The 314-nt window shown below is 64.0% G+C and carries 1 protein-coding gene; it reads left to right on the forward strand.

Features of this window, described 5'->3' with window-relative positions:
• Window positions 1-314 (forward strand): hypothetical protein (locus tag ACQG3P_RS19065; protein ID WP_426805914.1); only part of this gene is annotated, 314 nt, incomplete at both ends.

Raw genomic sequence — 314 nt, forward strand, 5'->3', positions numbered from 1 at the left:
TATCTGCTGGCTGGCGGTCAGCCGGTCGACGCCGGGTCCATTACCTCCCACGCGGACGGGTCCGCAACCACCGTAAATGAACTGGGGGATGTGAAGCAGCTTGAGATCGGTGGCGCGCAGGTCCGAGCCATCACCAAGACAGTGGACGCCCAGGGGACACGCTCCCAGATCTTCGACACCAACGGCCGCCTCACGTGGAAGGTCGACGCTGTCGGTAGTCGGACGACCTTGTCCTACTTGGAGCCCAACAGTGGCGCAGGATCGCAGATCGTCACCCGCACCGTGGAGTCCATCGGCCGCATAGGCCGCACAAC

The sequence above is a fragment of the Stenotrophomonas sp. SrG genome (assembly GCF_050031795.1).
Taxonomy (GTDB): Bacteria; Pseudomonadota; Gammaproteobacteria; order Xanthomonadales; family Xanthomonadaceae; genus Stenotrophomonas; species Stenotrophomonas rhizophila_A.